The organism is Nonomuraea rosea, from assembly GCF_039539705.1.
Taxonomy (GTDB): domain Bacteria; phylum Actinomycetota; class Actinomycetes; order Streptosporangiales; family Streptosporangiaceae; genus Nonomuraea; species Nonomuraea rosea.
Genome location: NZ_BAABDQ010000018.1, coordinates 1 through 25,810 on the forward strand (window position 1 = coordinate 1; position 25,810 = coordinate 25,810).

Consider the following 25,810-nt stretch of genomic DNA (forward strand, 5'->3'; position numbering starts at 1 on the left):
AGCGGGAAGTCGCCCATGAACACCGTCTGGCTCTTGATCTCACCGGTGGTGTTGTTGATGAACTCCGCCGTCACGAACATCGGGGCGGAGAAGGTCATGTCCTTGTCTTTGCACTCATCGACCGAGTGCTTGGGCGGCTCGAACCGATGGTCGCGGAACGACAAGGACATGGTCCCGGAGAAGTCTTCGATGGGACTGATCTCTTCGAAGATCTCTTCGAGGCCCGACTGGGTCGGGACGTCCTTGCGCCCGGCCTGGCGGGCCGCCTCTACGCGGGTCTTCCACCTCTCGTTGCCCAGCAACCGGTCGAAAGACTCGGTCTGCAGAGCGAGAAGGTCAGGAACTTCGAGGGGCTCCTGGATGCGCGAAAAAGAGACGCGATGGGGACCAGCGGGTACGGCGGAGGCATTAGGCGAGGCTGCCAACAGAGGTCCTTCCGAAAGGCACGGATGGAGGCGAACTGCGCGCATGCCAAACGCCCCGAACGAGCTCCGGGGCGTCGCGAGAGGCAGCGCGAGGGAGCAGCATAACGCACGTGACAAACAAAAATCCAATTTTGTTGTCACCGTCAACCTCGGTGCCGCCGTCAGCTTTACACAGCCAAGGTGGAGCCGTCAACTCTTCTGCGCGTACTGTGCGAGCAGCGCACCGCCTCGGACGACGTTCAGAGTCGTCAGGGGGAGGACGGCCGGCACTCGCCCGGTCGTGACCGGTGAGATCGGCCGAGTGGAGCTCCCCGGCACCATCCGCCCAGTGCGGGTAACGCTTTCTTGAGGGCACGGGCCTCCGGTCGACACGGTCGCAAGGACACGATAGTAATACCGGTATAGTTATCGATGAAGGAGGGGCCGTGATCGAGCTCAAGTCCGCCGGTGAGATAGCGGCGATGCGGGAGGCGGGCCGGATCGTGTCCGGCGTTCACGCCGCCGTGCGCGAACGGGCCGCCGTGGGAGTGTCGCTGAAGGAACTGGACCTGGTGGCCAGGACGGTCATCGAGGAGGCGGGGGCGGGAGCCTCGTTCCTCGGCTACCACCCGTCGTTCGGCGCTATGCCCTATCCCGGTGTCATCTGCACCTCAGTGAACGGGACCATGCTGCACGGGCTGCCGACGCCGTACCGGCTGCGTGACGGAGACCTGCTCAGCGTGGACTGCGGCGCTTTCATCGATGGCTGGCATGCCGACGGCACCGTCAGTTTCACGGTCGGCGAAGCTCGCGAGGAGGACCTCAAGCTGATCAGGGTCGCCGAGGAGACACTCGCCGCCGGCATCGAGGCCGCGCTGCCCGGCGGCAAGATGGGCGACATCGGCCACGCCATGTCCACGGTCGGGCGCGGCGCGGGCTACGGCATGCAGAACGACTTCGGCGGCCACGGCATCGGCCGGGCCATGCACGAGTCGCCGTTCGTGCCCAACGAGGCCCGCCCAGGACGCGGCTTGCGGCTGCGTCCTGGGCTGGTGATCGCCATCGAGCCGAGCCTCATGGCGGGCGGCGCCGACGACTACTACACGGCCTCCGACGGCTGGTCGCTGTGCTCGGCGGACGGCAGCAGGAGCGTGCACGTCGAGCACACGGTCGCCATCACCGAGGACGGCCCGGTCATCCTCACCCTGCCGTAGCCGGGCGCACCCCTGAACGGCGCTCGAGTACGTGTCATGCGATCCATGAACGAACACCGTCCGCGCGTCTCTCAGCGGCGCGCGCTTCGTGGCCAGGCTTCCGCTCCGCTGAGCATGAACCATACGTGAGCACCCCGACGGCCTGGCTGATCGCGCACCGATAACGTGGCGGACGCCACCGGAACGACCGAGCAGCTGCCCGGCCGTCCCGCAGGATGCGCTGAATCGAGGTAACCAGCCCTATGAACGACCAGAGCGCGAGTGAGCGGGTCGCCGTGGTCACCGGAGCCGGCTCGGGCATCGGCAGGCGCACCGCGCTGGCCCTGCACGCTGCCGGATACCGCGTGGTGCTGGCCGGGCGGCGGGCCGCGGCGCTTCAGCAGACCCTGGACGCGGCGGGCGACGGGGACGGCCTGCTCCCGGTGCCGTGCGACGTGGCGGATCCCGGCGCCGTCCGGCACCTGTTCGCGCGTACCCGCGCTCACTTCGGCCGCGTCGACGTGCTCGTCAACAACGCCGGCATGTTCGGGCCGTCGATCCCGTTCGACGAGATCGATCACGAACAGTGGTCGCAGGTCGTGGGGACGAACCTGACGGGCGCGTTCCTCTGCGCCCAGGAAGCGTTCCGGCAGATGAAGGATCAAGTGCCCGGCGGAGGACGGATCATCAACAACGGATCCCTGTCGGCGCACACCCCGAGGCCCCACGCCGCCGCGTACACCGCCACCAAGCACGCGATCACCGGCCTGACCAAGGCGATCTCCCTCGAAGGGCGCGCCTTCGGGATCGCGTGCGGGCAGATCGACGTCGGCAACGCGGCCACCGACATGACCGCGGCCATGACCCGGGGGGTCCCGCAGGCCGACGGCTCCCTCGCGCCCGAGCCGACGATGGACGCGCGCGAGGTCGCCGAGGCCATCGTGTTCATGGCCGGCCTGCCGCTGGAAGCGAACGTGCAGTTCATGACCGTCATGGCGACGGCGATGCCGTTCATCGGGCGGGGCTGACCGCCACCACCGGCGTCAGACCCGTCGGCGTCGAGGCACTCCTCGTGGAGCCGGTCCTTGCCGCTGCCAAGGTGTCCTGATTTCGGCGTCGGCGTCAACGGCGGAGCCGCCGCCTGTTAGATTCTGGAGTCATGATCAAGGGGAGGCGCACGCCCGCGGTCCGGCTACGGGCCGCTGAGGCGTAGGAGGGCGCTCCTCGGTTCGAGGAGGATCGGCGACCCCTCGACGGGGCTCTGATCCTGCCTCCGCGGCCGGTCAGTGCAGGTCAGGACCGGTCGTGTGCCGTGCGAGCAGCCCACCAGCCGATCAACGATAGGAGCAATGTGCCGAAAAGAACTTCTCGGCTCGTCACCGCCCTCGTGGCGGTGGCGGCGCTGTTAACCGTTCCGATGGCCGGAATGGCCAACGCGACGATAACCGGAGAGGACGTCACGGATGCCGTCGGCAAGCGCGGCATCACCTGGGGGCCGTGCGAGGAGGAGCCCACCGTGGAGTGCGGCACGCTGGCCGTGCCGATCGACTGGTCCAGGCCGAACGGGAACACCGTCAAGCTGACGCTCGCCCGCCGCAAGGCCACCGACCCCTCCGCGCGGATCGGGTCCCTGCTGACCAACCCGGGCGGACCCGGCAACTCCGGCGTGAACGACATCCTCCGCCCCTCCGGCTTCAGCGAGGACGTCCAGCGGCGGTTCGACATCGTCAGCTACGACCCCCGGGGCGTGGCCCGCAGCGGCTCGGTGACCTGCTCGGCCTCGGTGTACAACGAGATGCCGTACCCGGTCATGACCAGCCAGGCCGACTTCGACACGTGGGTCGCTTTCGACAGGAAGCTGCGCGCGGACTGCCGCAAGCTCACCGGCCCCCTGTACGACTACCTCGACTCGGCGAACGTCGCGCGTGACATGGACGCCATTCGCGCCGCGCTCGGCGAGGCCAAGCTGACCTCGTACGGCGTCTCCTACGGCACGCTCGCGCAGCAGATGTACGCCGAGATGTTCCCGAACCGGATCCGGGCCATGGTGCTGGACAGCAACATGGACCACAGCCTGAACGCCAAGGCGTTCCAGGTGACCGAGGCGGCCACCGTCCAGGACAGCTTCAACGAGTTCATCGCCTGGTGCGAGCGGGACACCGAGTGCGTCCTGCACGGGCGCGACATCCGGGCGCTGTGGAAGGGGCTGCTGGAGAAGGCGGACCGCGGCGAGCTGTACTGGCCGGGCGAGACCGACCGCCCGGTGAGGGCCCACAACCTCCTCTGGCTGGGCGTGGTGCTCAACGAGGCGCCCGTCTGGCGGCTGGAGGCCAAGGTGCTCCTCGCGCTGGACGGCGGGCCGGTGCCGGACGACATGCCGGGCCCTCCCGGCAACGGGCCCGTGAACGGTGAGTTCGCCGAGCTCCCGACCGCGATCCTCTGCGAGGACTGGAACCTGTCGCTCCGGAACTACGACGAGTACGCCGACGTGATGCGCAGCTCGAACGCGGTAGCGCCGGACATGCGGTACAACCCGATGCCGATGGGCGACATGCCGATCTGCCAGGGTCACCCGGTCAACAACCCGCAGCACCGCCTGCGGTACACCGGCAGCGCTCCGCTGCTGGTGGGCACCTCCATGCACGACCCCGACACCCCCTACGAGTGGTCGGCCAACGTGGCCCGCCAGCTGGGCTCCAAGGCCAGCCTGCTCACGTACGAGGGCTGGGGTCACGGCGTCTACGGCATGACGCAGTGCACCACGGAGGCGATGGACGGCTACCTGATCTCGCTGACCGTGCCCGCACAGGGCACCCGCTGCCCGGCGGAAGAGCCCCAGGGCTAGGTACGGCATAGCCGGCGGCTCGCCGCACGGTGGCCGCGAGGTACGGCAAGTTCGCTGTACCTCGCGGCCACCGCGCGGTGGAGCAGGCGGAGCGCGTCATCGGGCTCGTCGGCGAGCTGGAGCAGTACGAGAACACCTATCGGCTCTGTTACGACGGCCCAGGACCAGGTGCCCAGGTCCGGCAGGTCGACCGCGACCGTACGCACACCGGCGGCCTCCAGCAGCGGGCCGGCCGGCATCGCAACGTGCTTTCGGCGGCCGCCGCCGGTTGAGCTCGCGCCTCACCTGGAGCTGAGAGAGCTCATTCCTTGCTGACGATCAGCTTCGCCGGGCGGACGGAGAGACTGCCCTCGGTCCATGGCACGTCCCCGGCCCGCCCGGTCAGCCGCAGGTTCGGCTGCCGCGTGACCAGCACGCCCAGGATCTCCTGCAGCTCCATCCGCGCCAGGTTCGCGCCCAGGCAGAAGTGCGCCCCGCGCCCGAAGGTCAGGTGCGCGGCCTGCCGCCCCGGCCGCAGGACGTCCGGCTCCGGGAAGGCCGCCGGGTCGGCGTTGGCCGAGGAGATGGCGGCGATCACGGCCTCGCCCTGGCACACGGTGCCCGAAGGCAGCTCGACGTCCTCCCTGGCCACGCGCACGAACGGGATGTCACCCACCATCTCCAGCCTGAGCAGCTCCTCCACCGCGCTCTCGATCAGCTCGGGCTCGGCGACCAGCCGCGCGTACCCCGCACGCGGGTCGAGCAGCCGCAGGATCGACCTGGACAGCGCCGTCCCGGTCGTCTCGTGCCCGGCGAGGAACAACACGAGTGTGTTGGTCACCAGCTCTTCCTCGCTCAGCCGGTCCTCGCCGTCGCGGGCGTGGATCATCGTGGCCAGCAGGCCCTCGCCCGGGTTGTCGCGGTGCGCGGCGATCATCTCGGCGATGTACGCGCCGAACTCCGTGGCCGCGCCCAGCATCTCCTCCTCCGACAGGCTGGAGGTGGAGAGCATGGCGTCCGACCAGGCCCGTACCTTGTCGGTGTCGATGTCCGGCACGCCCATGACGTCGCAGATGACCTGTACGGGCAGCGGGAACGCGAGGTCGCGCACGAAGTCGAACTCGGCGGGCAGGGCGTCGATCAGCTCGGCGGTGAGCGTGCGCAGCCGGGGCCGCCACGCGTTGACCTGGCGCGGCGTGAACACCCCGGAGAGCAGCCTGCGCAGCCTGGTGTGCTCGGGCGGATCCATGCTGGAGAGCATCCCCGGCGCCTCCAAGAGGGAGAACCCGCTGAACATCCGGGGCGAGCCGGGCCCGCTGAGGTCCTTGCCGAACCGCGGGTCGCTCAGCACGGCGACCGTGTCCTCGTACGTCGTGGTGAGGTACGCCGTGCAGCCGCTGGGCAGCCGTACCTTCCCCAGCGGGTCCTTGTCGCGGCGTACGGCGTACGAGTCGGCCAGAGCCCCTTGTGGGCCTGGCCCGAACGGGTATTGCTCGAAATCGGCCATGGCTCGGACGGTAACCAGTGAGCGGGACGCCGAACAGACCCCAGATCGTCCTCGGGGAAACCGGTCCGGCTTCGTACCAGGTCAAGGGCTTGAGTGCGGCGAAGCGACGCCCTCCACGAGCCGGGCGGGAGTGTCCGGGCCCGCGATGGTAGAAACTTGATCTGATGCCCACTATCTACGATGTCGCCCGCGAGGCCGGCGTATCCGCCGCCACCGTCTCCCGCGTGCTCAACGGCGCCCAGACCGTCGATCCCGCGATGGTCGCCCGCGTCCTCACCGCGGTCCGCGAGCTCGGCTACCGCCCCAACGCGGTGGCACGTAACCTGCGGCGCAGCCGCACGACCCTCTGGGCCGTGATCATCTCCGACATCGGCAACCCGTTCTTCACCGCGACGGTCCGCGGCATCGAGGACGTCGCCCAGCAGGCGGGCTACTCGGTCGTCCTGTGCAACAGCGACGAGAACCCGGCCAAGGAGGAGACGTACGTCGCCGCGGCGCTGAGCGAGCAGATGGCCGGGGTGATCATCGCCTCCTCGGGGAGCGTCAAGGCGGCCAAGAGCCTGCTGGAGTCGCCGATCCCGGTCGTCGCCATCGACCGCGAGCTGCCGCGCGGCGTCGTGGACACCGTCGTGGTCGACAACGTCGCGGGCGCGCGCATGGGCACCGAACACCTGCTCGCGGCCGGCTACCGGCGCATCGCCTGCATCACCGGGCCCAAGGGGGTGAGCACCGCCGACCTGCGGCTGCGCGGCTACACCGAAGCGCTGCCGGGGCAGCCGGAGCAGGAGCGGATCGTCGTACGGACGGACTTCCGCGAGCAGGGCGGCTACGACGCCATGGCCTCGTTGCTGTCCTCTTCCGACCGCCCCGACGCGGTCTTCGTGGCCAACAACCTCATGACCGTGGGCGCGCTGCGCTGCCTGGCGGAGCGGGGGGTGGACGTGCCCGGGGAGATGGGGCTGGTCGGCTTCGACGAGATCCCGTGGGCCGACCTCGTCCGTCCCTCGCTCACCACGGTCGCGCAGCCCACCTACGAGCTGGGCCGGATGGCCGCCCGCCTCCTCGTGGACCGCATCGCCACCCCGTCCGCCAAGGCCGCCACGGTCGTCCTGCCCGCGGAGCTCCGCCCGCGCCAGAGCAGCACCCGCTGATCTCAAAGCCCGCGCCAGAGCAGCACCCGCTGATCTCAAAGCCCGCGCCAGAGCAGCACCCGCTGATCTCAAAGCCCGCGCCAGAGCAGCACCCGCTGACCCCGCCGCCCACGGGTGCCGAGGGGCGTCAGTTCTGGCCGGACAGGTCGTACTGCTTGTAGAGCTGGGCCGCGTTGTCCTTGGTGACCTGCGTCGTGCCGAGGACCTGCTTCTTCTCGGCCTGCTGGCCGTGCAGGATCTTGCTGACCGTGTCGGCGGCCTCCTTCGCGCCGGTCGGGTAGATGAAGGTGGCCGAGAGCTGGCCGAGCTGCACCGCGCGGATGCCGCCGTCGGGGATGGCCAGGCCGTCGATGCCGATGAACTTGATCTTGTCGGCCTTGCCCGCCGCCTGGGCCGCCAGGTAGGCGCCCAGCGCCATCGGGTCGTTGTGGCCGTACACGAGGTCGATCTGGGGGTGCTGGGCCAGCCACTGCTGCATGATCGGGGTGGCCTGCTCCTTCAGCCACTTGCCCTCGCGGTCCGCGATGATCTTGATCTTGGGGTTGGCCGCGATGGCCTCGCGGAAGCCCTTGTCGCGGTCGATCTGCGGCTGGTTGGACGTGATGCCGCGCAGCTCGACGATGTTGCCGCCGTCCGGCAGCAGCTTGACCGCCTCCTCCCCGGCCTTCCTGCCGATCAGGACGTTGTCGCCGCCGATGAAGGCGGTGTAGCAGTCGGTGTTCACCGTGCGGTCCAGGACGATCACCGGGATCTTCGCGTCGCACGCCTGCTGCACGGCCGCGGTCAGCGGGGCCGGCTCGGTGGGCGAGACGATGAGCGCGTCGACCTTCTGCGTGATGAAGTTCTGGACCTGGGAGACCTGCGTGGCGCTCGACTGCTTGGCGTCGGCGATGGGCAGCAGCTCGATGTCCGGATACTGCTTCAGGAAGTGCTCCAGCTGCAGGTTGAGCTGCGCCCGGTACGGCTCGGCGTTGTTCGACTGCGAGTAGCCGACGACGAACTTGGTCTTGCCTCCCGCGGCGGTGGAGGCGGACGGGGCGGGCGCCTTGGACGCGCACGCGGCGGCGAGCAGCACGCACAACGCGACGGACGACATGGACACGATGGCCTTCATGATCGAGACCCTCCTCGGAAGAATGTGAAGAGATCGGGACGCTGCAGGACGACCGCCACGACGACGATCAGTCCCTTGATCACGAGCTGCCAGTTGTCGCTGACGGCGTTCAGGCCGAGCACGTTGTCGAGCAGCGTCAGGATGAGAGCCCCGACGAACGTGCCCGCGATGGTGCCCTTGCCGCCCGCCAGCGACGCGCCGCCGATGACCGCGGCGGCGATGGCGTCCAGCTCGAACGACTGCCCGGCCTGCGGATCGGCCGAGGCGCTGTAGGCGGCGTCGATCGGCCCGGCGAACCCGGCGAGCATGCCCGACAGCGTGAACACCGCGATCGTGACCGCCGTGACGTTGACGCCGGACAGCCGGGCGGCCGTCGCGTTGCCGCCGACGGCGTAGACGTGCCGGCCGAACCGCGTCTTGGTCAGGATCAGGTGGAAGACGACGCAGACCACGATGAAGGCCAGCACCGGGTAGTAGATCCGGTCGAACAGGTTGTGCCCGGGCGTGCCGAACAACTGGAACGACTCCGCCTGCGGCGTCAGCTTGCCGTCGTCGCCGGCGATCTGGGTGCCGACGCTGACGTTGCCGCTGACCTGCCGGTCCAGGCCGCGTACGACCGACAGCATGGCCAAGGTCATGACGAACGACTGGATGCGCAGCCAGGCGGTGCCCGCGCCGTTCAGGAACCCGAAGAACGCGCCCACCAGCATGCAGACGGGCACGATCTGCCACGGCTCCAGCGAGAAGTTCGACAGCATCATCGCGGCCGTCATCGAGGCGATGCCCAGCAGCGATCCGACGGACAGGTCGATGCCGCCGGTCAGGATCACCAGCGTGACGCCGACGGCCAGGATGCCGCGCGAGGAGAAGGCGCCGATGGCGTTGGTGAGGTTCGTCTCGTTGAGGAACATCTCGCCCTTGGTGGCGATCCCGACGGCGAGGACCAGCACCAGGCCGATGTAGGCCTGCGCCGCGCCGAGGGCGGAGAGCGTGCGCCGCATCCGGTTCTCCCCCGGAGCCTTGGCGGGAGTGGGCGGGGCGGTCTTGGTCGTCACAGTGTCAACACCTCTTGTCGGGCCATCGCGGCCTCGAGAATCGCCTCCTGCGTGGCCTGGCCCCTGCGGAACTCGGCGGTGATCCGGCCCTCGCAGAGGACGAGGATCCGGTCGCACATGGCGAGCAGCTCGGGCAGCTCGGACGAGGCCACCAGGACGGCCTTGCCCGAGGCGGCGAGCTCGGACATCAACGCGTGGATCTCCGCCTTGGCCCCCACGTCGATGCCGCGCGTGGGCTCGTCCATGAGGATCAGCGACGGCGCGGTCAGCAGCCACTTGGCCAGCACGACCTTCTGCTGGTTGCCGCCGGACAGGTTGCCGACGGTGAACCGGATGCCGGGCGCCTTGACGCGCAGCTCGCGTACCTGCCGCTCGACGGCGGCCCGCTCCCGCCGGGCGTCCACGGTCCCGAACCGCAGGAACCGTTTGAGCGAGGGCAGGCTGGCGTTGAAGGCGATGGTGTTGCCGAGGACGAGGCTCTGCGCCTTGCGATCCTCGGCGACCAGCGCCACACCGCGCCTGATCGCCCGCCCGGGGCTCTTCGGACGGTACGGCCGGCCGCCCAGGGTCATCGAGCCCGCCGCCGGCCGGTGCACGCCGAAGATCGATTCCAGCAGTTCGCTGCGGCCCGCGCCCATCAGGCCGGCCACGCCGACGATCTCGCCCGCCCGTACGGACAGGGAGACCTCGCGCAGCGCGGTACGGCCCGAGCCCGGCTCGCCGGGCACCGACAGCCGCTCCACCCGCAGCAGCTCCGCCCCCGCCGACGCGCCGTCGGGGCGCGGGAACAGCTCGCCCAGCGGCCGGCCGACCATCATCTGGATCAGCTCGTCCCTGTCGATGCCGGAGCGCTCGCCGATGTAGCGGCCGTCGCGCAGGACGACCACCCGGTCGGCGATCTCGGCCAGCTCCTCCAGGCGGTGCGAGATGTAGATGACGGCCACGCCGCGCCCGGTCAGGTCGCGGATGACCGCGTACAGCCGCTGCACCTCGGCGTCGGCCAGGGCCGAGGTGGGCTCGTCCATGACCAGGACGCGGACGTTCTGCGACAGCGCCTTGGCCACCTCGATGAGCTGGCGTTCCGCGATCTTGCACTGCTTGACGAGCGTGCGCGGCGACAGGTCGAGCCCGAGGCCGCGCAGCAGCTCGGCGGTCCGTGACTCCATGGCCTTGCGGTCGAGGAGCGCGCGTTCGCGGCCGAGGAAGATGTTGTCGGCGACGGACAGCTCGGGCACCAGGTTGAGCTCCTGGTGGATCATGGCGATCCCGTGCCGCCGCGCGTCCTTGGGGGAGTGGATGGAGGCGGGCCTGCCGCCGATCTCGATCTCGCCCTCGTAGTCCTTGAACACCCCGGCCAGGATGTTCATCAGCGTCGACTTGCCGGCGCCGTTCTCCCCGAGCAGGGCGACCACCTCGCCCTCCGCCACGGTGAGCGACACCTCGTCGAGAGCCCGCACGCCCGGGAAGGACTTGCCGATGCCGCGCATCGCCAGCACCGTCACCGCAGGCTCCAGGCCGCGTACTGGAAGAGCGGATTGTGCTCGGTGGTGATGCGCATCGAGCGGGTGTACGGCATCGGCACCTCGACGTGGACGCCGCCGGAGCTCTGGTCGGCGTTGCCCACGAGCGGATGGACGAAGGGCGCGCCGAGCTTGCCGTCCACCAGGTCCTGAAGGGGCGCGTCGACGGCTTTCCTGCCGTCGAGCTCGATCGTGATCCTGCCGGTCCTGGTGACGTCGCCCTCGTCCCTGGTGAACCAGATCGCCTCGACCTCACCGGCCCCGGTGTGCTCGGCGATCACGCAGCCCGCCGCCGAGGTGCTCAGGCACGAGTAGCGGCCGCCGAACCCGTCGTCGTTGTCGCCCGTCCTGTCGAAGCTGGAGAACTGCTCGGTCTGCACGCCCACCGGCAGCTCCGCCAGCCGGTCGAGCCGCCGGTAGAGGTCCCAGCCGATCGGCCCCTTGCCGTCCACGGCCGCGTGCGCCGGCGCCGGGACCGTCAGGAGGCCGGTGGCCAGCGCCGCCAGCAGCAGGAAGTGCCTAGATCGCGGCATCGCCGAACCCTTCGAACTCGACGCCGAGCAGCCTGGTGAACGCGTGCGGCCATTCGAACGTCGACTGCCTGGCCATCGACTCGTTCGTGGCGCCGTCCATGTGATCCACGAGGTCGCGGGCGACGAAGTCCCGCCCGTCCGAGATGCTCAGCAGTCCGATACGTGCCACGGAGTTCTGTCCTTCCATCTCGGGAAATCGATTGCTGAGAAATCGATTTCCACCCAAGTTAGATCTCACCCTTCGGACCGTCAATGCCGTTTCACATCACAGAATCGCAACGGTGAAGGGTCGCGGCAGGCCGCCGCCCGCGCATCTGAAGAGCGGCGGGCCGCCGTACGCGCACCTGAAGAAAGGCGTCAGGTGGCGCGCGGGCGGGAGCTTTCGCGGGGGTGCAGCTCGGTCTGCAGCACCATCCGCGCCGCCGGGCGGGCCGGATTCTCGATCCGGTCGGCCAGCAGCTGCGCCGCCGCCCGCCCCAGCTCGTACGTGGGCTGGCGCACCGTGCTGAGCCCCGGCCGGAACAGCCGGGCCCAGGGGATGTCGTCGAACCCGATCACCCCCACGCGCCCGGGGATCGGCACCTCCCGCTCCGTGAGGCATTCCACCGCCCCCACGGTCATGAGGTTGTTGGCCGCGAACACCGCGTCCATCTCCACGTCGTCGTCCAGCAGCGCCCCCATGGCCGAATAGCCCCCTTCCTCCCGGAAGTCGGCGTGCCGGATCAGGGCGCGGTCCTGCTGCACGCCGAAGGCGCGCAGGGCCCGCTGGTAGCCCCGCAGCCGCTGCATCGCGGTCGACATGCGGCGCGGTCCCGTGATGCAGGCGATGCGGCGGTAGCCGGACTCCAGGAGATGGGTGGTCGCCACCTCGGCGCCCTTCTCGTTGTCCACCAGGACGGCGTCGACCTCGGTCTCGGCCAGCTCGCGGTCGATGGTCACGACGGCGGTGCCGGCGGCGACCAGCGCGCTGATGTCGGTCGAGTCGTCGGCGGGCGAGATGATCACGCCGGCCATGTTGTCGTGCAGCGCGACCGAGATGTACTCGGCCTCCCGCGCCCGGTTCTCGTCGGTGTTGCAGAGCACGACCGAGTAGCCGAACTGGCGTCCCCCGTCCTCCACCCCGCGTACGAGCGAGGTGAAGAACGGATTCCCGACGTCGGAGACGAGGACCGCCCACAGCGTGGTCTGCCTGCGCCGGAGATTGCGCGCCACGCCGTTGGGCCGGTAGCCGAGCTCCAAGACCGCCGCGTGCACACGCGCCGCCAGCTCGGGGTTGACCGTGGAGCGGCCGTTGAGCACACGGGAGACCGTCGCGGCGGAGACCCCGGCATGCCGCGCGACATCTTGGATTTTGCGCAACCTCATCCCATTTCGTGGTCCAGGCAATGATCGGAAGCAGCTTACCGCGCTACCTGGAAATCGATTGCTCCTAGGTGGGGAACGGACGCCGTTCCCCGACGGGCGCGAGCCCGAACGGACGGTGGGGGAGGGTCTGGTACCAGTAGGCGACCGAGGAGAAGTCGTCCGAGCGCTTGTTCGCGTGGCCGTGCTCGATCGTCACCCTGATGGACTCGGTGAAGGTGATCGGGTCCTCGACGTGGAAGCGGTAGAGGGAGATCTCGCCGCTCCAGTTGTCGCCGCCGGGCAGGGTGATGCCGTGGTACGGCGCGTGGTAGGTCTGCGTCGGGCACCACGCGGTGTTGAAGTAGTCCTCGGTGCCGGTCCCGTGCAGCGAGGGCGGGAACGGCTCCCCGTCGATGAAGATCATGTCATCGCCCTCGCCGTACCAGTTCCAGTCGCTCGTCTCGCGCAGGTTCCGGATGTTCAGCACGCACCCGACGTAGTGCCCGCGACCGGTGGCGTCGAGGAGGACGTAGTTGCCGTCGCCGGTGTCGTTGATGCCCTCGACCTGGAATTCGCGGTTGGACTGCGTGCCCTGCGGGATCCCGTCGGTGGGCCGCTCGCGGCGCCACTGGGCGTGGAAGTAGCCGAGGTCGTCGGCCGCCTCCCCGAACTCCTCGTAGTCGATGTAGTAGTAGAAGAACACCGGCTCGGCCGACAGCTCGCTGATCAGCTCGACCCGGGCCCGGCTGGCGAACGGCATGTGAAACCACGAGTTGAAGCTCTTGCCGTCCTGCGGGCTCATCTGCAGCGGCGCCGAGACGAAGTTCGCCGTCTTGGCGTGGCCCATGCCGAAGAAGTCGCCCAGCGGCACCAGCACGCTCGGGTACTCCTGGTCGTCCCAGGTGATCTTGAGGACGAGCCTGCGCAGGTAGTCCACGTCCACCGCGTCGGGCACGTCCCGCATCGGCAGCGCCACCGTGCACCAGATGTGGTTGATCGAGCCCGGCCCCCGGATGTCGGCCAGGGTCACGGTGCTGCCCGCCTCGACGGTCAGGCGGTCGTCGTTCCCGCCCGTGCGGTCGTAACTGGAGACCCGCCTGCGCCGCGAGGACCGCAGGCGCGGCAGGTCGCGCAGGCTGCTGCCGTGGTTGCCATAGCTCATGGTCATGTGTCCCTCGTCTCAATCCGGAGGTCTTGGTCGTCGCGGCATGTCGGAGCAATCGATTTCTCCAGAATGGAGAAGTAGGCGTCGCCGTCGTCAAGAACTCCCAAGCCACAGCTTGCCCGGACCGGGAATCGATATCCTCGCGCGAAGCGCCGGTCGCCCGTCCAGACGGGCGACCGGCGGCCTCCCGCGTCACATCAGGTATCCGCAAGGGATGTCGGAGGCGGTGCCCGCGACCTCGGTCCAGCCGGTCCAGGCGGTGGGACCGGTCTGTCTCCGGGAGAAGACGTGGGTGCCTTCAGGAGAGATGGCGAACGCCTGCAACTGGTTCCCCGCGGTGTTGCCGAGCGCCGGGACACAGCCGGCCGGGCCGCCGAACTGCTCCCAGGGCAGCCAGGCTCCGCTCGGAGCCGCCTGCTTGCGCAGGTAGACGCCCGCGTTGCCCGGGCTGAGCGCGAAGACGTGCAGCCTGCCGTCCACGCCCGTGCCGACGGATGGGCTGCCGCCCGTCGCGTCGCCGAAACTCTCCCAGCCCGACCAGCCCCCGTTGGCCGCCAGCTGCCAGCGGTGCGCGATCCCGGCACCGCCCGGTGCGGTGACGAACACCTCCAGCCGCCCGTCCGCGTTCCTGCCGACCACCGGGACCCCGCCCGCGGGGCCGCCGAACGCCGGCTCCCAGTCGCTCCAGGCGCCGTTGGGCGTCACCTGCCAGCGGTGCGCGATCCCGGCCCCGTCAGGAGCCAGTGCGAAGAGCTCAAGACGGCCGTCGGCGTTCTGTCCCACGGCGGGCACGGAGCCGGCCGGGCCGCCGAACGTCCCGTTCCACTCGCTCCAGGCGCCGTTGGGTGCCAGCTGGTAGCGATGGGCGATGTTCCCTCCGTTGGGGCCGACGGCGAAGACCTCCAGCCGCCCGTCCGCGGCCCGCGCCACCGTGGGCGCGCCGGCGGCCGGCCCGCCGAACGGCTCCCAGGCGCTCCACGGCCCGTTGGGGCTCAGCTGGTAGCGGTGCGTCATGGCCCCGCCGTCCGGCGTGACGGCGAAGACCTCCAGACGGCCGTCGGCGTTCTGTCCCACGGTGGGCACGCCGCGCAGCGCCTCACCGAAGCGCTCCCAGGCCGTCCAGGCGTCCGGCCCGGTCTGCCGCCGGTGGTAGAGACCGCTGCGGTCGCCGGCCACCACCCACATCTCGAGCAGCCCGGACGCGTTGCGGGCGATCGCCGGGTTGGCCGCGGGCGTACGCAGGTAGTCTCCCGGCCCCCAGATGAGCGGCGCCACGGACAGCCCGTTGTGCCACCAGCCGCTCTGGGTGACCCACCATCCGGTGGCGTCGTCCTGGACGACCTCCGTCGCATGGGCGTTGATGCGTCCGGCGAAGTCCTCGATCCGGAAGTTCAGCGGATCACGGCTGCGGTAGACGTCGGTCCCGTTGTAGCCGGCCCGCGGGCCGATGAACAGGTACCACCAGGCGCCGCGCCGGATCACCTGCGGCGACTCGGTCGCCACGAACCCGGCGTCGAACCCGTCGGCGAAGGCGACCCCGCGCCCGCTCCAGTGGATCAGGTCGGTGCTCGTCCGGTAGGCGACGATCGGCCGCCCGGTGCCCAGGCGGTCGGAGGTGGCCGTGTAGTACATCACCCAGTGGTCGTCCACCCAGGCCACGTAGGGGTCGCGGGCGTTCTCCCCGTCGCGGAACAGCGGCCCCGAGGCCACCTTCTTCCAATTCCACAGGTCGGTCGACTTCGCGACGCTCATCACCGTGTTGCGCAGGTCGGTGCCGCCGCCCGCGTAGAACATGTAGTACGTGCCCGCGCCGTCGGGCTCGATGACGTGCGGCGCCCACACGTGGGTCTCTTCCGCGTATCCCGGCCCGCCGGTGTACAGGACCGGCGCCCGGTAGTCCCATTGCCCGGTCAGGGTCTTCGAGGTGGCGTGCGCGATCTGATCCTCCGCCTCCCACGAGGGCAGACCGTCCGGGTTCTCCGGGCCGGTGATCCCGAACATGTGCCAGGTTCCGTCATGGCCGCGGATGATCGAGTGATCGTTGATGTAGGTCCGGTGGGTCGCGTCCCACTTCGGCGGTGTGTAGATCTTGTGGAACTCGCCGTTGGCCGCGTACTCCCGGCCGTCCGGAGCCGCCGCTGCCGGGGCGCTCAAGCTTGAGACCACGGCGAGCGGGACGAGTAAGGCGGCGATCAGAGATCGGGTTGAGCCCATGGAGCCTCCTTCGGGCATGGGCTGACCAGGCACGGTCTACGGGATCATCGATGGCATGCTGCCCGGTCAGGACTTCGCTCGTGCCGAGAAATCGATTGCTCGATCACAGTTAAAACGGCGCGAAGTGACCTGTCAATGCATGGCGGCCGATGGCGAGAAATCGATTTCGCCAGCGGCTCCGCCACCGTCGGCGATCGTCGGGCCGTGCCGCGGGCCTACGCCAGGAGGGGCCAGCACGGATCGCGGGTGAGGGCGTCCAGGTCGGGATCCGTGTCCGCCGCCCAGGCCGCGTAGCCGTCGGGGCGGACCAGGATCGCGCCGGGCAGGCCGTCCACCGGCTGGGCGCGCGTGGCGCCGAGGTCGTGCGGGAGGATCCCGGCCAGGTCGAGCAGGACGGGCCGGCCGGCCAGGAACAGCGACGGATCGAGGCCGGCGACCCGGTGACCGGCCAGCGGGTGGCCGCCGGGCAGCTCGTAGGAGTGCGACAGCCCCGACATCAGGCCTGCCAGGTGCCTGTTGGCCTCGGGCAGGCGGATCAGGCCGGTGAAGACCTCGCGCAGCTCGACGACGTCCGGGCCGGGCCGGGGGCTGGCGAGGACCCGCTGCGCCTGGGTGATGTGCAGGACCCAGGCCCCGGCGGGGTGCCGCTCGGCGTGGTAGGTGTCCAGGAGGTCCGCCGGGGCCCGGCCCCGCAGCGCCGCGGCCATCTTCCAGCCCAGGTTGAAGGCGTCCTGCACGCCCAGGTTGAGGCCCTGCCCGCCGAAGGGCGGGTGGATGTGCGCGGCGTCGCCGGCGAAGAACACGTTGCCCGACCGGTAGCTCTCGACCTGCCGGGTGGCGTCGCCGAACCGGGAGGCGTTGTCCACGGCGGCCAGCACGGTCTGCTCGCCGAACACGACGCGCAGCGATTCGGCGATCTCCTCGAACGTGACCGGCCTGTCCTTGGCCTGCTCCTCCTCGCCCGCCATGCCGCCGGTGAACCGGTAGCGGTCGCCGCCGATCGGCACCAGCATCACCCAGCGGTCGCCGGCCTGGCGGGTGAGCGTGCTGATGTGCCCGATGGTCTTCGGCACGAGGTCGGACACCGACGACAGCCGCACGTCGGCCAGCACCGCCGTGAACGTTCCCGGCTGGCCGGGGAACGGCGCGCCGAGCAGCTTCCTGACCGTGCTGTGCCCGCCGTCGCAGGCCACCAGGTAGCGGGCCTCGATCCGCCGGCCGCCGGCCGTCACGACCACGCCGTCGCCGGACTGCTCCACCGCCGTCACCGGCGTCTCGCGCAGCACCTTGACCCCCAGTGCGGTGGCGCGCTCCTCCAGCACCTCCTCGACCTCCCACTGCGGGATCGAGAGCGGGTAGGGATGCGCGGTGTCCCATGCCGTGCAGTCGAGCGGCACGGGCAGCATCGCGAAGTGCCCGCCTCCCGGCTCGCGTGACAGCGCCCTGGCCCGCATCGGCTCCAGCAGGCCGCGCAGCTCCAGCAGCTCCTGGGTACGCGGCTGGATCGTGCCGCCCTTGGTCTGCTCGATCCGGTCCGCCAGTCGCTCCACCACCAGGACGTCCACCCCGGCCAGAGCCAGCTCGCAGGCCAGTGTGAGCCCGGTCGGCCCGGCGCCCGCCACGATCACCTCGGTCATCGTCTTCTCCATTTTTCTCGACTAGGTGCAAATGTATACCCAGTGCAGAAAACATACGAGTGCAGAATTTGCTAGCGTAGAGGCATGACAGGGCTGCGGGAACGCAAGCGGGCACGGACCCATGCCGCCATCTCCGAGGCGGCCATCGCGCTCTTCCTGGAGCGCGGGTTCGACGAGGTGTCGGTGGCGCAGGTGGCCGAGGCGGCCGAGGTGTCGAAGCGGACGCTGTTCGCCTACTTCCCCGCCAAGGAGGACCTCGTCGTCCACCGCTTCGCCGACCACGAGACCGAGGCGGCCCGCGTGGTGCTCGCCCGTCCGCCGGACGCCGGGCCGCTGGCGGCGCTCCGCGACCACTTCCTCGACGGCCTGCGCAGGCGCGACCCGATCACCGGCCTCAACGACGTCCCGGAGATCCTCGCGCTCACCCGCATGGTCGTGGAGGCTCCGGCGCTGCGCACGAGGATGATCCGCTTCCAGGAGGCGTCAGAACGCGCGCTCGCCGAGGCGCTCCAGGACACCGCCGGCGTCCCCGCACTGACCGCCCGCCTGGCGGCCACCCAGGTGGTGGGCGTGCACTGGCTGCTGTCGATGGACAACTCCCGGGCGCTGCTCGGCGGCCAGTCCGCCGACGAGCGCTGCCCGGCGGCGGTCGCCGACGCCGGCCACGCCTTCGCCCTGCTGTCCGAGGGCCTGGCCGCGCACCTCTAACGGACGCCCTGGCCGACCTCGCCCACGCGAGCGCGTGCACCGGGCCCGGCCGTTCGCTCGGCTCCCGCGATCAGGGCACGCGCGGGCTTCAGCCGTTCGCCCGGCTCTCGCGCTCGGCGTAGCGGCCGGGTGTGCAGCCGTACTCCTTGGTGAAGGCCGTGATGAACGCCGACGGGCTGGAGTAGCCGACGCGGTGCGCCACCTCGGCCACCGCCTGGGACTCCAGCAGCACCCGGGACGTGCTGAGCCGTAGCTTGGTCCGCACCTTCGAGTACGGCATGCCGAACTCCCGCTCGAAGTCGCGCTGCAGCGTCTTGACGCTGACGTGCAGCCGCTCCGCCCACTCCGCCAGGCCGGCCTCGTCACCGGGGTCGTGAGAGAGCGCCCGTGCCACGGTCAGCGCGAATCCGGTTCCGGTGGCGTGGTGGCCGACGAAGTCCGCGGTGCTCGCGCCGAGCCCGGCCATGATGCGCGCGCGGGCGGCGAGGGCCTCGGCCTCGTCGCAGGCCGGGCGGGCGATGGCCTGGATGAGCCGGGCCGCCTCCTGGTCCACCGAGACCGCGCCGGCCCGCATCCCGCCGAGTGCCGCGGGAACCTCGCGCAGGCAGACCCGGTAGACGGTCTGCCGGTCGGCCGCGCGCACCTCATGGGTGACCGCCCGGTGCGCCCAGAACGCCTCGCGGTGTCCCACGAACTGCGTGCGTGCCCCGTGGCCGGTCGACAGCATGCCGTCGGGGGACCAGTAGAGCTGATGCAGGAAGTCCTGGCGGCTCTCCCCGAATTCGAGCACGGCCGCGGAGCGGTACTTGAGCACGAGGATGCCGTCGGTCCGGCCGAGGCCGTAGCCGTACTCCTCGCACCAGAGCGGGTCCGTGCCGACGGGCTCGGTGACCGTCACGGAGTGGCGTCTCGGCGACATCGGTTGGCCTCCCAGAGACATCGGCTGCACCTTTGGTAAGGGTAGCCTAAGCTCATCTCTCCGCTGGTGAAGGAATCCCGTTTGATGCATCACGTCCAGTTTCGGCATGCCGCCGGCGCCGCCGTCCTCACGCTCGCGCTGGCGACCGGCTGTGGTTCGGCAGGCTCAGGCGAGCAGCCGGCGTCCGCCGCCCAACCCGCCGCGACCCGCGTCTTCGCCGGGGACAACGGCCAGATCACCATCCCGGCCGATCCCAAGCGGGTCGTCGCCACGGGGTACGCGGTGCCCGCGCTCATCGAGGCCGACGCCGCGCTGGTCGGCATCTCCTCGTGGCAGCGCGGTCTGCCGCTGATGTCGGAGGAGGACCGGGCGACGTACGACCGCCTGGAGAAGGTCGCCGGCGAGGCCGCGGCCGAAACGAACTACGAGGCCATCGCGAAGGTCAAGCCGGATCTCATCGTCATCGGAGTCCCGGCGCCGGTGCTGGCCGACGTGGACGTGGAGCGGCTGAAGTCCATCGCGCCCGTCGTCGCGATCGGCCCCACCATCCCGTCCGCGTGGCGCGAGCTGTCCCAGCGCCAGACCGACGCCGCCGGCCGGGCCGCCAACTTCGGGCAGGCCAAGGCCGCGTACGAGAAGAAGGCCGCCGAACTGGCCGCCACGTACAAGGACGTGCTGGCCGGTGTGAAGTTCGGCCACGTCGGCGCGTATGGGGAGGTCTCCAAGGGCACCTTCCAGCGCGAGTTCGCCGGCTCCTGGGGCACCAACATCGCCCAGGACGTCGGCGTCACCTACTACGGCCAGGTCAAGGTGAAGGGCGGAGGCAGCAAAGACGTGTCGGAGTACCCCTCGATCGAGGAGCTGACCGCGAGCCTCGGTGCGGCGGACGCGATCACGTACTCGGTGCAGCCCGACGGCACGCCGAACGAGTCCGTCAAGTACGTGCTCGACTCCGCACTGTGGAAGAGCCTGCCCGCGGTCAAGGCCGGCAAGGCGTTCCCGATCCGCTACACGGAGGCGGCCACCTACGCCGCCGCGCTGACCACCCTGGACGCCGTCGACCAGGCCCTCGCCCCGCTGAAGGCGTCATGAGCGGCGATCGCGGCAACCCGGGGCCCAAGGTCGCGGCCCACCAGGCCGGCGGGACCGGCGTGATCCGCGTCCCGTACCCGATCGGCATCCGCACCACCGTCGTCGCCCGGCGAGAGCTCGTCACCCCGCTCATGCTCCGTCTCACCCTGGCGGGCCCCGGGCTGGACGGCTTCCACAGCTACCAGTGCGACGACCACATCAGGATCGTCTTTCCCGGCGCCGACGGCACGCTCCGGCTCCCGGTGCCCAACGACGAGCAACTGCTGGACTGGCCCAAGCCGTTCCCCCTGACGCGCAAGTACACCGTGCGGCGCTACGACGCGGCGGCGCGCGAGCTGGACCTGGACATCGTGCTGCATGAGGGCGGCGTGATGACGGACTGGGCGGCCGCCGTCGCCGTGGGCGACGAGGTGGCGATCGCCGGACCTCCCGGGGCCAAGACGTTCGCGCACAACTATGACCATTACGTGTTCGCGGTCGACGCCACCGCGTTGCCGGCGGCGGCCCGATGGCTGGCGGAGTCGCCGTCCGGCGTCTCCGCGCACCTGGTCATCGAGACCGACGACGCCGTGGAGCACGCCTACCCGCTGGACAAGCGCGACGGCGTCGAGGTGATCTGGCTCGTGCGCCAGGGCACGCGGTCCTCGCTGGCCGAGACCGTACGGGGGCTGCGGCTGCCGGACGTCCGCACGTTCCTGTTCGCGGCGGGGGAGGCGGACGACATCAAGCCGCTGCGCTCGTGGAGCGCGGGACGGATGGACTCGCTGTTCACCGGTTACTGGAAGCGCGGAGTCGCCGATCTTGCGGACTGACCCTTCCGGGCCGCGTACGACAAGGGGTGGTCGTGCGGCCGGGCGCCGCCGGCCGGTCGTCCTCGCCGCCCTCGTGGTGCTGCTGCTCGCCGTGGCGGTCGCGAGCGTCTGCGTGGGAGCGCAGGCGATCGCGCCCGCCGAGGTCTGGCGGGCGCTCACCGGCGGCGGCGGTGAGGCGTATCTGATCGTGCATGACATCCGGGGGCCGCGCACGCTCCTGGGCGTGTGCGTCGGCGCGGCGCTCGGCACCGCCGGCACGCTGGTCCAGACGCTGACGCGCAACCCGCTCGCGGAGCCGGGCATCCTGGGCGTGACCGCGGGGGCAGGCTTCGCGATCAACCTCGGCGGCCTGCTGGGGCTGGCGGGCGGGCAGGTGGGGCAGCTCGCGCTGGCGTTCCTCGGCGCCGTGCTGACCGCCGTCCTGGTCTACACGCTGGGCGCGGGCTCGCCGCTGCGCCTGGTGCTCACCGGGGTGGCGCTCAGCGCGGTGCTCGCGGGCATCTCGCTCGGCCTGCGGCTCATGCTGCCGGACGTCTTCGACCGCTACCGGTTCTGGTCCGTCGGGTCGCTGGCCGGGCACGAGCAGGTGCCGCTCACCCTTCCCGCCGCGACGATCGTCGTCGCGCTGGTGTGCGCGGCCCTGGTGGTCAGGCCGCTCACGGCGCTCATGCTGGGGGAGGAGGTCGCGCAGTCGCTCGGCGGGCACGTGCTGCGCACCAGGGTGTCCGTTTTGGTGCTGATCACCCTGCTCGCCGGGGCCGCCACCGCCGTCGCGGGGCCCATCGCCTTCTTGGGGCTCATGGTGCCGCACCTGGCCAGGCGGCCGGCGGGCGGGTCGATTCCGTGGCTGATGGCGTACACGATGGTGCTGGGCCCGGTGCTGCTGCTGGCCTCGGACATCGGCGCGCGCGTGCTGCTGCCGACCGGCGAGGTCCCGGTGGCCGTGGTGACGGCGTTCGCGGGCGCGCCCGTGCTCATCTGGGCGGTACGCCGGCGCGGGCGGGTGCCGTCGTGAGCCGGTCCGTGGTCCTGCGCGCGGGCGCGTACTCGATCAAGGCCGGCCGCAGGACGGTGGCGGTGTGCGGCACGCTGCTGCTTACAGGCCTGGGCCTGGGCCTGCTGGGTCTCTGCCTCGGCGGCGGGTCGTGGACGTCGCCGGGCGACGTGCTGGCCGCCCTGGCCGGCCAGGGCGACTCAGTCGTGGTGGTACGCGAGTGGCGCCTGCCCAGAATCCTCGCGGCACTCGTGTTCGGCGCGGCGCTGGGCCTGGGGGGCGCGGTCTTCCAGAGCCTGACCCGCAACCCGCTCGGCAGCCCCGACATCGTCGGCCTGGACGCCGGAGCCTACACCGGCGCGCTGTTCGCGATCACCGTGCTCGGCGGCGGCGCCGCGGAGCTGGCGGCGAGCTCGATCGCGGGCGGCCTGCTGGCGGCGGCGGCCGTCTACGTCCTGTCGCTCGGGTCCGGGCTGGGCGGCCTGCGCCTGATCGTCGTCGGGATCGCCGTGAACGCCATGCTGACGGCGCTCAACTCCTGGATCGTGCTGCGCGCGGACATGGACGTGGCCATCGCCGGCACCGGCTGGAGCGCCGGCTCGCTGAACGGCGTCGACTGGCACGAGGTCGCCCTGCCGTTCGCGGTCGTCGCCGCCTTCGTCCTGCTGCTGGCGGCGCTCTCTGCCGGGATGCGGCAGACGGCGCTCGGCGACGAGCAGGCACTCGCCTCGGGCGTGCACCTGAACCGGCTGCGGCTGCTGCTCGTGCTGGCGGGCATCGGCTGCACGGCGACGGTGACGGCGGTGGCCGGGCCCATCGTGTTCATCGCGCTGGCCGCGCCGCAGATCGGCCGGCTGCTGTCGGGCGCGGCCGGCGTGACGCCGGCGCCGGCGGCGCTGACGGGCGCGGTGCTGCTGCTCGCCGCCGACCTGGCCGCGCAGGTCCTGCTGGCCCCGGTCGCCCTCCCGGTGGGAGTGGTGACCACGGTGATCGGCGGCTGCTACCTCATCGGGCTGCTCGCCGGCCGGACGAGACGCGACGCCGGCTGACCGGCGCTTTCCCGCCCTGGCGGGAGCGGTCAGTGGTGGTCGGCGTAGTGCCGGGCGAGCAGGTCCTCGCCCCAGTCGGCACGCAGGTCGCGCCATACGGAGTGGATGTGGTTGGCGTCGTCCTGGGTGTTGTCGTACTCGAGCAGGAACGTGGGCCCGGCGACGCAGTAGTAGTGGCCCTGGCCTCGCTGGTCGGAGCCCGTCCACGCGAACGTCACCTTGTCGAGGCCCGCGTCGAGGGCGTTCTGCCAGCAGGTCTCGCCGTACCAGCCTGGGGCGCGGTCGAAGTAGCGGCGGATGAGCCGTTCGAGCAGGGCTCTCGACGGCGACGGCATGTCGGCGTAGGACAGCCCGCGGGGGATGCGGTCGAGCTCGGCCACCGGGTCGTTGCGGGTGAGGACGTCGTCGGGGGCCACCGCGCCGGTGATCGCGATCGACCGCTGGTGCGGCGCGAGGTCGGCGAGCAGGGCCCGGCCCATCTCCTCCTCGTCGGCCAGCAGCCGCAGACCCCGCCGCGGTCCGGACAGGACCATGGCCGGCTCGGCGCCCAGGAAGCTCGGCGTGACGGCGATCGAGTCGCCCACGACGGTGATGTGCACCGCGAGGTGGTGGCCGTTGACCCGCCACGCCCACGGTCCGGCCCCTTCCGGGTCGCCGAACACCCGGAACCAGTAGCGGTCGCCGTCGATCTCGTCCACGCCGGTCACCAGGCGGCGCCGTACGCGCTCAAGCTCGATGACGCCTCTCGCCGTACGGGCACCGGTCACGCCGCAGCCGAGGTCGAGAAGGGCGAGCGCGAGCTCCTGCTGTCCGGAGGTCATCTCGACCAGCGGCAGCCCGGGACGAGGACCGGGGAGATAGGACCATTCGGTGCGCTCCGCCGAGCCGAACGCCGCCGTCGCCGCGCTCCTCCGCCCGGTGTCGAGAGAGCCGAGGAATCGCCGCACCGCCTGCCGCATCTCCTGGACGTCGTGGGCGCTCTGCGAAGGTTCCTTATCTAACACCACAAAACGCAACATACTGCAAATAAAACGACATTGTGGTTGGCCGGACGTTCGCGGTCGTTTTCCACCTGCCCGCCCGGCTCGGCGCCGAGACCGAGGACGATCTCATCAGCCGTGGCTTGCGTTTGAGCGCGCTCGAAGTCGTAGCGTCGCCGCCATGACGACACAGACCTGGATCATCACCGGCGCGGCCCGCGGGTTCGGCCGCGCTCTGGCGGAGGCGGCGCTCGCGGCGGGCGACCGCGTGGTGGCGGCGGTACGCCGGCCCGAGAGCGTGGCCGACCTGGCGGCCGAACACCCGGACGACTGCCTGATCGCGACGTTCGACGCCCGCGACGTCGCCGCCGCCGCGGACCTGGTGCGGGACACCCTCGACCGGTTCGGCCGGATCGACGTGCTGGTCAACAACGCGGGCCGGGCCGTGGTCGGGGCGGTCGAGGAGATCGGCGACGCGCAGCTGCGCGAGCTGATGGATCTGCACCTGTTCGGCCCCGCCGCGCTCGTCCGCGCGGCGCTGCCCGCGATGCACGCCCAGGGCGCCGGGACGATCGTGCAGATGAGCAGCCAGGGCGGGCGGATGTCGTTCCCCGGCGTGTCCGCCTACTCCGCGTCGAAGTTCGCCCTCGAAGGCTGGTCCGAGGCCCTGGCAGGGGAGGTCGCGCCGTTCGGGATCCGCGTGATGATCGTCGAGCCCAGCCGGTTCAGGACCGGCTTCAACGCGGCCGGCGTGATGGAGTTCGCCGAGGCGTCGGAGACCTATCGTGACCTGCTCGCCGGCGTCCGCGCGGACCTGGCGGGGGCCGACGGCCTCCAGGAGGGCGACCCGGCGCGGGCGGCCGGCATCATCGTGTCCCTCGCGCACGGTCCGGAGGTGCCGCTGCGGCTGCCGCTCGGGAGCGAGGCGGTCGAGCGCATCTCGGGTGCGTACCGGCGGGGCCTGGCCGAGGTCGAGCGGTGGGCCGAGACCGCCCGCAGCGCCGACTTCGCGGGCGTCTCCGCCTCGGCCCGGCCGATTTAGGCTGGTTGCCATGGCCACCGACGATCTGATGACCCGGGCGCTCGACCGGCTCGGCGACGACGGCCCGCTGTCGGTCGAGGCGATCCACCGCCTCGCCGACCCGCCCCCGGTGTCCGAGCCGATGGTGATCGCCGAGGTCGCCGAGCTGCTCGACCTGTCGCCCCACACCCTGCGCTACTACGAGCGGGCCGGGCTGGTCGAGGTGGCCCGCGACGGCAACGGTCACCGCCGCTACGACGCCGAGGCGGTGCGGCGCCTGGTGTTCCTCACCCGGATGCGGCTGTCCGGCATGCCGATGCGCGACCTGCAGCACTACGTCTCGCTCGTGGACGCCGGCGAGGAGACGGTGCCCGAGCGGCTCGACATGCTGCTCGAACACCGCGACACCACCCGCCGCCGGATCCGTGAGCTGACCCTCTCCCTCGCCGCGATCGAGTACAAGATCGCCACGTACGGCGGCTCGACCGGCCCGGAGATCCAGGACCTCGGACGGCCCCGGTGACGCCGCACCCGCGAACCGGCGGCGGCCGGTTGCTCCTGACGGCCAGGCGGT

General features: G+C 70.9%; 24 protein-coding genes and 1 pseudogene. 12 read left to right on the plus strand and 13 right to left on the minus strand.

What is annotated here, in order from left to right; translation table 11 throughout:
* Positions 1-425: pseudogene (locus ABEA43_RS34515) on the minus strand (DNA-directed RNA polymerase subunit beta); the annotation flags it as partial.
* A gap of 425 nt (positions 426-850) precedes the next feature.
* Between ABEA43_RS34515 and map the strand changes: the two are divergent.
* From map to ABEA43_RS34535, 4 genes are all read left to right on the plus strand, one after another.
* The gene (gene map, locus ABEA43_RS34520; protein ID WP_345568518.1) at positions 851-1,618 is read left to right on the plus strand and encodes a type I methionyl aminopeptidase; all 768 of its coding nucleotides are present in this window, start codon (positions 851-853) and stop codon (positions 1,616-1,618) included.
* Between the two features lie 242 nt (positions 1,619-1,860).
* Entirely contained in the window at positions 1,861-2,625 is a 765-nt protein-coding gene (locus tag ABEA43_RS34525) for an SDR family oxidoreductase (RefSeq protein WP_345568520.1), read from the plus strand.
* Positions 2,626-2,948: 323 nt separating this feature from the next.
* The gene (locus ABEA43_RS34530; RefSeq protein ID WP_345568522.1) at positions 2,949-4,442 is read left to right on the plus strand and encodes an alpha/beta fold hydrolase; all 1,494 of its coding nucleotides are present in this window, start codon (positions 2,949-2,951) and stop codon (positions 4,440-4,442) included.
* 29 nt (positions 4,443-4,471) lie between these two features.
* A complete protein-coding gene (locus ABEA43_RS34535) occupies positions 4,472-4,714 on the plus strand; it encodes a hypothetical protein (RefSeq protein WP_345568524.1) in 243 nt (80 codons plus the stop codon).
* A gap of 29 nt (positions 4,715-4,743) precedes the next feature.
* Here ABEA43_RS34535 and ABEA43_RS34540 read toward each other — a convergent pair whose 3' ends face one another.
* Positions 4,744-5,928: a cytochrome P450 gene (locus ABEA43_RS34540; protein WP_345568526.1), complete on the minus strand. Its 1,185-nt coding sequence runs from the start codon at positions 5,926-5,928 to the stop codon at positions 4,744-4,746.
* Positions 5,929-6,092: 164 nt separating this feature from the next.
* Between ABEA43_RS34540 and ABEA43_RS34545 the strand changes: the two genes are divergently transcribed.
* Positions 6,093-7,079 carry a LacI family DNA-binding transcriptional regulator gene (locus ABEA43_RS34545; RefSeq protein WP_345568528.1) on the plus strand — a complete coding sequence of 329 codons (987 nt, stop codon included), beginning with the start codon at positions 6,093-6,095 and terminating at the stop codon, positions 7,077-7,079.
* 127 nt (positions 7,080-7,206) lie between these two features.
* On the opposite strand, the gene ABEA43_RS34550 is transcribed toward ABEA43_RS34545, so the two are convergent.
* The 9 genes from ABEA43_RS34550 to ABEA43_RS34590 all read right to left on the minus strand — a co-directional run bounded on the left by ABEA43_RS34550 (position 7,207) and on the right by ABEA43_RS34590 (position 17,661).
* On the minus strand, positions 7,207-8,193 hold the full coding sequence (locus ABEA43_RS34550; protein ID WP_345568530.1) for a substrate-binding domain-containing protein: 987 nt from the start codon (positions 8,191-8,193) through the stop codon (positions 7,207-7,209).
* Positions 8,190-9,248: an ABC transporter permease gene (locus ABEA43_RS34555; protein WP_345568531.1), complete on the minus strand. Its 1,059-nt coding sequence runs from the start codon at positions 9,246-9,248 to the stop codon at positions 8,190-8,192. Before ABEA43_RS34555 ends, ABEA43_RS34550 begins: the two co-directional genes overlap by 4 nt.
* Entirely contained in the window at positions 9,245-10,750 is a 1,506-nt protein-coding gene (locus tag ABEA43_RS34560) for a sugar ABC transporter ATP-binding protein (RefSeq protein WP_345568532.1), read from the minus strand. The genes ABEA43_RS34555 and ABEA43_RS34560 overlap by 4 nt, the downstream gene beginning before the upstream one ends.
* Positions 10,747-11,301 carry a hypothetical protein gene (locus ABEA43_RS34565; RefSeq protein ID WP_345568533.1) on the minus strand — a complete coding sequence of 185 codons (555 nt, stop codon included), beginning with the start codon at positions 11,299-11,301 and terminating at the stop codon, positions 10,747-10,749. The genes ABEA43_RS34560 and ABEA43_RS34565 overlap by 4 nt, the downstream gene beginning before the upstream one ends.
* Positions 11,288-11,470, minus strand: coding sequence for a hypothetical protein (locus ABEA43_RS34570; RefSeq protein WP_345568535.1), 183 nt, complete (start codon positions 11,468-11,470; stop codon positions 11,288-11,290). The genes ABEA43_RS34565 and ABEA43_RS34570 overlap by 14 nt, the downstream gene beginning before the upstream one ends.
* Before the next feature lie 188 nt (positions 11,471-11,658).
* Positions 11,659-12,660 carry a LacI family DNA-binding transcriptional regulator gene (locus ABEA43_RS34575; RefSeq protein WP_345568537.1) on the minus strand — a complete coding sequence of 334 codons (1,002 nt, stop codon included), beginning with the start codon at positions 12,658-12,660 and terminating at the stop codon, positions 11,659-11,661.
* Between the two features lie 70 nt (positions 12,661-12,730).
* Entirely contained in the window at positions 12,731-13,813 is a 1,083-nt protein-coding gene (locus tag ABEA43_RS34580; protein WP_345568539.1) for a glycoside hydrolase family 172 protein, read from the minus strand.
* A gap of 189 nt (positions 13,814-14,002) precedes the next feature.
* Entirely contained in the window at positions 14,003-16,024 is a 2,022-nt protein-coding gene (locus ABEA43_RS34585) for a DUF8189 domain-containing protein (protein ID WP_345568540.1), read from the minus strand.
* A gap of 215 nt (positions 16,025-16,239) precedes the next feature.
* The gene (locus ABEA43_RS34590; protein WP_345568541.1) at positions 16,240-17,661 is read right to left on the minus strand and encodes an FAD-dependent oxidoreductase; all 1,422 of its coding nucleotides are present in this window, start codon (positions 17,659-17,661) and stop codon (positions 16,240-16,242) included.
* Positions 17,662-17,745: 84 nt separating this feature from the next.
* On the opposite strand from ABEA43_RS34590, the gene ABEA43_RS34595 reads away from it, so the two are divergent.
* Positions 17,746-18,369 carry a TetR family transcriptional regulator gene (locus ABEA43_RS34595; protein ID WP_345568542.1) on the plus strand — a complete coding sequence of 208 codons (624 nt, stop codon included), beginning with the start codon at positions 17,746-17,748 and terminating at the stop codon, positions 18,367-18,369.
* Positions 18,370-18,457: 88 nt separating this feature from the next.
* Here ABEA43_RS34595 and ABEA43_RS34600 read toward each other — a convergent pair whose 3' ends face one another.
* Positions 18,458-19,288: a helix-turn-helix transcriptional regulator gene (locus tag ABEA43_RS34600; RefSeq protein ID WP_345568544.1), complete on the minus strand. Its 831-nt coding sequence runs from the start codon at positions 19,286-19,288 to the stop codon at positions 18,458-18,460.
* An 84-nt stretch (positions 19,289-19,372) separates the two neighbouring features.
* Here ABEA43_RS34600 and ABEA43_RS34605 point away from each other — a divergent pair, with 84 nt between their 5' ends.
* The 4 genes from ABEA43_RS34605 to ABEA43_RS34620 are packed head-to-tail and all read left to right on the plus strand — an operon-like array spanning position 19,373 to position 23,235.
* On the plus strand, positions 19,373-20,380 hold the full coding sequence (locus ABEA43_RS34605) for an ABC transporter substrate-binding protein (protein WP_345568545.1): 1,008 nt from the start codon (positions 19,373-19,375) through the stop codon (positions 20,378-20,380).
* Positions 20,377-21,192, plus strand: coding sequence for a siderophore-interacting protein (locus ABEA43_RS34610; protein ID WP_345568547.1), 816 nt, complete (start codon positions 20,377-20,379; stop codon positions 21,190-21,192). Before ABEA43_RS34605 ends, ABEA43_RS34610 begins: the two co-directional genes overlap by 4 nt.
* Positions 21,182-22,207, plus strand: coding sequence for a FecCD family ABC transporter permease (locus ABEA43_RS34615; protein WP_345568548.1), 1,026 nt, complete (start codon positions 21,182-21,184; stop codon positions 22,205-22,207). Before ABEA43_RS34610 ends, ABEA43_RS34615 begins: the two co-directional genes overlap by 11 nt.
* Positions 22,204-23,235, plus strand: a complete 1,032-nt coding sequence (locus ABEA43_RS34620; RefSeq protein WP_345568549.1) for a FecCD family ABC transporter permease — start codon at positions 22,204-22,206, stop codon at positions 23,233-23,235. The genes ABEA43_RS34615 and ABEA43_RS34620 overlap by 4 nt, the downstream gene beginning before the upstream one ends.
* A 29-nt stretch (positions 23,236-23,264) precedes the next feature.
* Here ABEA43_RS34620 and ABEA43_RS34625 read toward each other — a convergent pair whose 3' ends face one another.
* Positions 23,265-24,242 (minus strand): DUF3500 domain-containing protein, encoded by a 978-nt coding sequence (locus tag ABEA43_RS34625; RefSeq protein WP_345568550.1) that lies wholly within the window; start codon positions 24,240-24,242, stop codon positions 23,265-23,267.
* A gap of 154 nt (positions 24,243-24,396) precedes the next feature.
* Between ABEA43_RS34625 and ABEA43_RS34630 the strand changes: the two genes are divergently transcribed.
* Together ABEA43_RS34630 and ABEA43_RS34635 are read left to right on the plus strand one after the other, a co-directional pair.
* Positions 24,397-25,257 carry an SDR family NAD(P)-dependent oxidoreductase gene (locus ABEA43_RS34630; RefSeq protein WP_345568551.1) on the plus strand — a complete coding sequence of 287 codons (861 nt, stop codon included), beginning with the start codon at positions 24,397-24,399 and terminating at the stop codon, positions 25,255-25,257.
* A gap of 10 nt (positions 25,258-25,267) precedes the next feature.
* A complete protein-coding gene (locus tag ABEA43_RS34635) occupies positions 25,268-25,759 on the plus strand; it encodes a MerR family transcriptional regulator (RefSeq protein WP_345568553.1) in 492 nt (163 codons plus the stop codon).
* Positions 25,760-25,810: the final 51 nt, after the last annotated feature.